The following is an 8993-nucleotide window of genomic DNA, read 5'->3' on the forward strand; positions in this document are numbered from 1 at the left end:
GACTCCGGCCCGTTGACCGCCGCGATCACCGCACCCTCGGCCAGCGTCGCCAGGACCTCGACCTCCGGCGCGTTGACCGCCGCCATCGCACCGCCACCTGGCAGCGCCTGCATCAGCCGCGCCCGCGCCGCCACCAGCTTGCAGGCGTCCGGCAGCGACAGCACCCCGGCCACATACGCGGCCGCGACCTCGCCCACCGAATGACCCACCACCGCGTCCGGCGTCACCCCGGACGCCGCCAGCACCGCCGCCACACCGACCTCGAACGCGAACAGGCCCGCCTGCGCGTACAGCGTCTGGTCCGCGAGCGTCTCGTCGACGCCCTCGGCCCCGAGGACCACGTCCCGGACCGAGATCCCGAGCTCCAGCTCCAGCAGCCCGCACACCCGGTCGAACACCTCGGCGAACACCGGGCTGCCCTCGTACAGGCCCCGGCCCATGCCGGTCCACTGCGAGCCCTGGCCGGCGAAGACCAGGCCGACCCGGGCACCGGCCCGCGCCACACCCGACACCACCGACGCCGCCGACACACCCTCGGTCAGGCTCTCCACACCGCGCAGCAGTTCGGCACGGTCGGTGCCCACCACCACGGCCCGGTGCTCGAACGCCGACCGCGTCGTCGCCAGCGACCAGGCGACGTCCGCCGGCTCCAGCTCCGGCCGCGCGGCGACCCAGTCCCGCAGACGCCCGGCCTGGGCCGTCAGCCCGTCCGCCGAGCGGCCCGAGACCACCCAGGCACCGGCACCCGGCAGCACCGGGTCCGCCGCCACGGCCTCCGCCTCGACGGCCTCGGCGGCCGGCGCCTCCTCCACGATGACGTGCGCGTTGGTCCCGCTGATGCCGAACGCCGACACACCCGCTCGGCGCGGACGCCCGTTGGCCGGCCACGGCACCGCGTCGGCCAGCAGCCGCACCTCGCCCGCCGCCCAGTCCACGTGCGGCGACGGCTCGTCCACGTGCAGCGTCCGCGGCAGCTCCTCGTGCTGCAGCGCCAGCACCATCTTGATCACACCGGCCATGCCGGCGGCCGCCTGGGTGTGACCGATGTTCGACTTCACCGAACCCAGCCACAGCGGCTCGTCCCCGGCCCGCTCCTGGCCGTAGGTGGCCAGCAGTGCCTGCGCCTCGATCGGGTCCCCGAGCGGGGTGCCCGTCCCGTGCGCCTCCACCACGTCCACGTCCGCGGCGGTCAGCCCGGCACTGGCGAGCGCCGCCCGGATCACCCGCTGCTGCGACGGGCCGTTGGGGGCGGTCAGACCGTTGGACGCACCGTCCTGGTTGATCGCCGAGCCGCGCACCACCGCGAGGACGCGGTGCCCGTTGCGCCGGGCGTCGGAGAGCCGCTCCAGCACCACCATGCCGGCACCCTCGCCCATGCCCATGCCGTCGGCCGCGGCCGAGAAGGCCTTGGACCGGCCGTCCGCCGCCAGCCCGCGCTGCCGGGCGAAGCCCACCATCTCCCACGGCGTCGCCATCACGGCGACACCGCCGACCAGGGCCAGCGAGCACTCGCCGGAGCGCACCGACCGGGCGGCCGTGTGCAGCGCCACCAGCGAGGACGAGCAGGCCGTGTCCACGGTCAGCGCCGGACCCTCCAGACCCAGCACGTACGACACCCGGCCGGAGATGATGCTGGTCGCGTTGCCGGTCACCAGGTGGCCCTCCACCTGTGCGGCGCCGTCCTGGCCGCCGAGCTGCATGCTGGCCAGCGCGTAGTTCGACGAGTACCCGCCGATGAACACGCCGGTGCGCGAGCCGCCCAGCGACGCCGGGTCGACGCCGGCCGACTCCAGTGCCTCCCAGGACAGTTCGAGCATCAGCCGCTGCTGCGGGTCCATCGCCAGCGCCTCGCGCGGGCTGATCCCGAAGAAGCCCGCGTCGAACCGGCTCGCCTGGTGGAGGAAGCCGCCCTCACGCGTGTACGTGGTCCCGGCGTGCGACGGGTCGGGGTCGAACAGGGCGTCCGCGTCCCAGCCACGGTCCTGCGGGAGGCCGGAGATGCCCTCGCCGCCCGCGGCCAGCAGCTCCCAGAGCTCCTCGGGGGTGTTCAGCCCGCCGGGGAACCGGCAGCTCATCGCGACGATCGCGACCGGCTCGTCGTCGGTGACGACCGGGCCCGGCACGACCGGCGCCGCCGCGCCGCCGGCCAGGGCGCCGAGCAGCTCCGTCCGGAGGTGCTCGGCCAGCACCTGCGGGGTCGGGTAGTCGAACATCAGCGTCGCCGGCAGGCGCAGCCCGGTCGCCGTGGCGATCCGGTTGCGCAGCTCGACCGAGGTCAGCGAGTCGAAGCCCAACTCGCTGAAGGCACGGCCGGCCTCGACCTCGTCGGAGCTCGCGTAGTTCAGGACGGCGGCGGCCTCCTCGCGGATCGTGTCCACCAGGAGCCGGTCCTGCTCCGCCCGGGACAGGCCGGTCAGCCGCCCGGCCAGCTCGCCCTCGGCGGCCCGGGCGCCGCCGGTCTCGGTCCGCTGCGCCGCCTTCAGCTGCAGGGCGTCCGGCAGGTCGCGCAGGAACGGGACGTCCAGGATCTGCGCCTGGCCGGGAGCGGCCGCGAAGGCCGGCCAGTCGAGGTCCATGACGGTCAGGACGGTGTCCGGGCCGCCCACGGCGGTGCCCAGGGCCTTGACCGCCATGGCCGGGTCCATCAGGACCTCCCAGCGGTTGCGGCGCAGCCGCTGGCGGGCCGCCTCGCTGCCCCCGGACACGCCCTCGCCGGCCCAGGGGCCCCAGGCCACCGAGAGGGCGGGCAGGCCGCGGGAGCGCCGGTTGTCCGCCAGCGCGTCCAGGAAGGCGTTGGCGGCCGAGTAGTTGGCCTGGCCGGCGCCGCCGAAGGTGGCCGCGGCCGAGGAGAACAGCACGAACGCGTCGAGGCCGAGGTCCGCGGTGAGCTCGTCCAGGTGGACGGCTCCGGCGGCCTTGGGCGCGAGGGCACTGGCCAGCCGGTCGTGGTCGAGACCGTCGAGCACGCCGTCGTCGAGCACGCCGGCGGTGTGCATGACCGTGGTGAGCGGCGGGCCGCCCGCGCCGATGCGGTCGATCACGCCGGCGAGATCGGCGCGGCTGGCACTGTCGCAGCCGGTGATCTCGACGTCGGACCCGGCGGCCGCCAGGCTCGCGGCCAGCTCCACGGCGCCCGGGGCGGTGACCCCGGACCGGCTGGCCAGGACGAGCCGCTCGGCGCGGCCGGCCAGCCAGCGGGCCACGTGCCCGCCGACCGCGCCGGTCCCGCCCGTGACCAGCACGGTGCCGCGCGGCGTCCACTCCCGGCCCGCCCTGGGCTGCGGGGACCGGGTCAGGCGACGGCCGAGGATGCCGGCGGGCCGGATGGCCACCTCGTCCTCGCCGCAGCCGGCGAGCACCGTGCAGAGCCGGCTCGCGGCGCGGTCGTCGAGCACGGCGGGCAGGTCGACCAGGCCGCCCCAGCGGTCGGGCTGCTCCAGGAAGACCACCCGGCCGAGGCCCCAGGTCTGGGCCTGCACCGGGTTGGTCAGCGGGTCGCCGGGGCCGGTCGCGACCGCCCCGGAGGTGAGCGTCCACAGCGGCGCGGTGATCGCGGCGTCGGTCAGTGCCTGGATCAGGGTCAGGGTGCCGGCCAGGCCGGCGGGCACCACGGGCCGGTCGGCGAGCGGCGTCTCGTCCAGGCCCAGCAGGGACACCACGCCGGTGACGGACGCCGGCGTGTCCTCGTCGGCCCCGGACCGCAGGGCCCGGGTGAGGTCGGCGGCCAGCGCGTCGCGCCGCGCCGTGCCGCACCCGACCTCGACCACCTCGGCCCGGGCGCCCCGCGCGGTCAGTGCGTCGACGCACGCCCGGACCAGGTCCGCGGTGCGGCCGGCCCGGTCCGCCGGAACCGCCACCAGCCAGGTGCCGGCCGGCTTGGCCGGCGCCGGGTCGGTGACGGGGGCCCAGGTGACGCGGTAGCGCCAGTTCCCGGTGACGTCCCGGTCCCGTTCGCGCCGGCGCCAGGACGCCAGCGACGGAAGCACCTCACCGAAGGACCGCCGACCGTCCACGGCGAGCGTGTCGGCGAGCTGCTGCAGGTCACCGCCCTCGACGGCCGCCCAGAACCGCGCCTCGGCCTCGGAGGACGCGCCGTCCCCGCCGGCCGCCGGCGCCGCCAGGCGGGAGCCGGTGAGCCAGTACCGCTGGTGCTGGAAGGCGTAGGTGGGCAGGTCCGTGCGCCGCCCGGCCGGCAGCACCCGCTGCCAGTCGACGGGGACGCCGCCCACGTGCACCTGGGCGAGGGCCGCCAGCAGCCGCCGCGGGCCGCTGTTCTCGCGGTCCAGCGTCCCGGTGATCACCGGGGTGCCGGCCGTGCCCAGGTCCTCGATCGTCTCGGCGATCCCGGTGGTCAGCACCGGCTGCGGGGACACCTCGACGAAGGTCCGGTTCCCGGCCGCGGCCAGCTCCCGGACCGCCTCGTCGAAGCGGACCGTCCGGCGGACGTTGGCGAACCAGTACCCGGCGTCCAGCTCCGTGCCGTCCATCCACCGGCACTCGACCGTGGAGAACAGCGGGATCCGCCCGGCTTCCGGCCGGATGCCCGCCAGACGCTCGCTCAGGACGCCCTCCAGTTCGGACACCCCGGCCGAGTGCGCCACGAAGTCGGTCACCGGGATCGGCCAGCGCATGACCTTCCGGGCCGCCAGCTCGGCGCCGAACTCGGCCAGCGCCTCCGTCTCGCCGGACACCACCGTCGCGGCGGGCCCGTTCACGGCGGCGACCGCCAGGCGGTCACCCCAGGGCGCGAGCAGCTCGCGCACCGCCGCGGCGGGCATCACGACCGACAGCATCCCGCCGCCGGTGCCCAGGCCGGCCAGCGCCCGGCTGCGGACCGTCACGACCTCGGCCGCGTCCTGCAGCGACAGGATCCCGGCCACCGTCGCCGCCGCGATCTCGCCCTGCGAGTGGCCGACCACGGCGCCCGGCGTGACGCCCGCGGCCTCCCACACGGCGGCCAGCGACACCATCACCGCCCACAGCGCGGGCTGCACCACGTCGGCGCGGTCCAGGGCGGGTGCGCCGTCCGCACCGGCCAGCACGTCGGCCAGCGACCAGTCCACGTGCGGTGCCAGGGCCTGCGCGCACTCGGCGATCCGGGCCGCGAACACCGGCGAGGCCGCCAGCATCTCCCGGCCCATGCCCTCCCACTGGGCGCCCTGGCCGGGGAAGACGAACACCGCCTCGCCCGCCTCGGCGGCCGCCGACGTCCCGGCGACCACGCCGTCGGCGCGCTCCCCGGCCGCCACCGCGGCCAGGCCCGCGGCCAGCTCCTCGCGGGCCGTCCCGGTCACCACGGCCCGGTACTCGTACACCGAACGGGTCGCCGCCAGCGACCACGCCACGTCCGCCGGGTCCAGCTCCGGCCGGGTCGCCACGTACTCGGCCAGCCGGGCCGCCTGACGGCGCAGACCGTCCGCCGTCCGGCCGGACACCACCCAGGCACCGGCGTCGTCGGCGTCGAGGACCGCGGGGGCCAGGGGTGCTCCGGCGCCCCCGTCCGCCGCGGCCGCCTCGGCGTCCGCCGGGTCGGGGGCCTCCTCCAGGATCAGGTGGGCGTTGGTGCCGCTGACCCCGAACGAGGACACCCCGGCCCGGCGCGGGCGTCCGTCCGTCCGCCACGGCCGCGACTCCGTGAGCAGGCGGACGTCGCCGGCCGACCAGTCCACGTGCGGCGAGGGCTCGTCCGCGTGCAGGGTGGCCGGCAGGTTCCTGTGCTGCAGCGCCAGCACCATCTTGATCAGGCCGCTGATGCCGGCCGCGCCCTGGGTGTGGCCGATGTTGGACTTCACCGACCCCAGCCACAGCGGCCGTCCCTCCGGACGGTCCTGGCCGTAGGTGGCGATCACCGCCTGCGCCTCGATCGGGTCGCCCAGCACCGTGCCGGAGCCGTGCGCCTCGACCACGTCCACGTCGGCGGTGGTCAGCCCGGCGTCGGCCAGGGCGGCGCGGATCACCCGCTGCTGCGAGGGGCCGTTGGGGGCGGTCAGACCGTTCGACGCGCCGTCCTGGTTCACCGCGGAGCCGCGCACCACAGCCAGCACCGGGTGCCCGTTGCGCCGGGCGTCCGAGAGGCGCTCCAGCACCACCATGCCCGCGCCCTCGGCGACGCCCATGCCGTCCGCGGCGGCCGAGAACGACTTCGACCGGCCGTCGGGGGACAGCCCGCGCTGCTTGCTCACCCAGACGAAGAGGTCCGGGGCGGACGCGATGAACGCGCCGCCGGCCAGCGCCAGCGAGCACTCGCCCGAACGCAGCGCCTGGCTGGCCAGGTTGACCGCCACCAGCGCCGACGAGCAGGCCGTGTCGACCGTCACCGCCGGTCCCTCCAGGCCGAAGGTGTAGGACACCCGGCCGGAGAGCACGCTGGTCGTGGTGCCCGTCAGCAGGTGCGCCTCCAGGCCCTCCGAGGCGTCCGGCCCGACCAGGCCGTAGCCCGCGTAGCTCGCGCCCGTGAACACGCCCGTCCGGCTGCCGCGCAGCGTCGACTGGGCGATGCCGGCCCGCTCCAGGGCCTCCCAGGCCGTCTCCAGCAGGAGCCGCTGCTGCGGGTCCATCGCCAGCGCCTCGCGGGGGCTGATGCCGAAGAAGCCGGCGTCGAACTCGGCCGCGTTGTAGACGAACCCGCCCTGGCGCACGTACGCCGTGCCGGGGTTGTCCGGGTCCGGGTCGTAGAGGCCGTCGAGGTCCCAGCCGCGGTCCTGCGGGAACGCCCCGATCGCGTCGGTGCCCGAGTCCAGGAGCTCCCACAGCTCCTCGGGGCTGCGGACGCCGCCGGGGAAGCGGCAGCCCATGCCCACGATCACCACCGGGTCGTCGTCCAGCGGCACCGTGCCCGCCACGACGGCCCCGCCGGCGCTCGCGGTCCCGCCGCCCAGCAGCTCGTCGCGCAGGTAGCCGGCCAGCACCGTCGGGCTCGGGTAGTCGAAGAGCAGCGTGGCGGGCAGCTTCAGGCCGGTGGCCGCGCCCAGCCGGTTGCGGAGTTCGACGGCGGTCAGCGAGTCGAAGCCCAGCTCGCTGAAGGCCCGGCTGCTGCCGACGGCCTCCGGGGAGGCGTACTCGAGCACGGCGGCGGCCTCGGCCCTGACCATGTTGACCAGGGCGCGGTCCTGCTCGGCGGCCGGCAGGCCGGCCAGCTGCTGGCGCAGCGGCGTGCCGGCGCCCTGCTCGACGGCCGAGTCGGGCCCGTCGCCGGCCAGGGCCTCGACGACCTCGGGCAGGCTCCCGATCAGCGGGCTGCGCCGGCGCAGCGTGAACGGCGGCGCGAACCGCGCCCAGTCCACGTCGACGACCGTCGTCAGCGCCTCGCCGCCGTCCAGGATCTGCGCCAGCGTCCGGGTGGCCAGGTCCGGGCTCATCAGCCGCAGCCCGCGCCGCTCCAGCTGGGCGCCGTCGGCCCCGGCGCCCATCGCGCCGACGCTCCACGGGCCCCAGGCCACCGAGGTGGCGGCCAGGCCACGGGCCAGGCGGCTCTCCGCCAGGGCGTCCAGGAAGGCGTTCGCCGCCGAGAACCCGGGCTGCTGGCCGCCGCCCCAGACGGCGGCGACCGAGGAGAAGAGGACGAACGCGTCGAGGTCCAGGCCGGCGGTCAGCTCGTCCAGCCAGGCCGCCGCGCCCGCCTTGGCCGCGAGCACCCCGGCGAACTCCGCGAGGTCGACGTCGTCGACCGGCCGGTTGTCGATGGCCTCCGCGAGGTGCAGGACGGACGACAGCGCGGGGCCGGTCGCCGCGATCCGGTCGAGCAGGCCGGCCAGCGCGGCACGCTGCCCGGCGTCGCAGGTGACGACGTCCACGTGGGCGCCCTGCGCGGCGAGTCCGGCCGCCTGCGCGGCGATGCCGGCGGTGGCCGGACCGGCGGTGCCGGTCAGCACCAGCCGGGCCGCGCCCTGGCCGGCCAGCCAGCGGGCGACGTGCCCGCCGATCGCGTCGGTGCCGCCGGTGACCAGCACGGTGCCGCGCGGCTTCCAGCCCCGGCCCGCCTTGGGCTGCGGGGCGTGGGTCAGGCGGCGGGCCAGGAGTCCGGTCCGCCGGACGGCGACCTGGTCCTCGCCGCAGCCGGCGAGGACCGCGGCCAGCCGGGCACCGGCCCGGTCGTCCATCACCTCGGGCAGGTCGATCAACCCGCCCCAGCGGTCCGGGTGTTCAAGTGCGACGACGCGGCCGAGGCCCCAGATCTGGGCCTGCACCGGGCTGGCCGGCGCCTCGCCCGGCGTCGCCGCGACGGCGCCGCGGGTGACGGCCCACAGCGGCGCGGTCACGCCGGTGTCACCGAGGGCCTGCACCAGGCCCAGCGTGGCGGCCAGGCCCACGGTCACCACCGGGTGGGAGGGCAGGCGGGTCTCGTCGGTCGCGAGCAGCGACAGCACGCCGGACACCGCCGGACCGCCCTGCTGCGCCGCTCCGATCAGCGCGGCGATCTCGGTCCGGTCGACGGTCCCGGCCGGGACCTCGACGAACACGATCTCGGCCCCGCGGGAGGACAGCGCCGCCGTGCAGCCCTGCGCCACGTCGCCGCCGGTCTCCCCGGCCGGGGTGACGACCAGCCAGCGGCCGGTGGGCACGGCCGGGGACTGCTCGGTGACCGGCGACCAGGTCACGCGGTAGCGCCAGGCCTCCGTCGCCGAGCGGTCGCGCTCGCGGCGCCGCCAGGTCGCCAGGGCGGGGAGCACCTCGGCGAGCTGCTTCTGGTCCTCGATCGCCAGGGTGTCGGCGATCCGCGCCAGGTCACCGCCCTCGACGGCGGCCCAGAACCGGGCCTCGGCCTCCGAGGACGCGCCGTCGCCGCCCACCAGGGGTGCGGGCGCGTCGGCGGACTGGAGCCAGTACCGCTGGTGCTGGAAGGCGTAGGTCGGCAGGTCCACCTGCCCGGCGGCCGGCAGGACGGTCTTCCAGTCCACCGGCAGACCGCCGACGTAGGCCTGCGCGAGCGAGGTGAGCAGGCGGGAGGCGCCCGCGTTCTCGCGCTCCAGCGTGCCGACCGTCAGGACATCGGC

1 protein-coding gene is annotated in these 8993 nt (G+C 76.8%); it reads right to left on the reverse strand.

Annotated features, from left to right (window positions below):
- The coding region (locus ABZ885_RS30445) for a type I polyketide synthase (protein ID WP_360195566.1) at window positions 1–8993 on the reverse strand (8993 nt) is incomplete at both ends.

The organism is Kitasatospora sp. NPDC047058 (assembly GCF_040643935.1).
Classification (GTDB): Bacteria; Actinomycetota; Actinomycetes; order Streptomycetales; family Streptomycetaceae; genus Kitasatospora.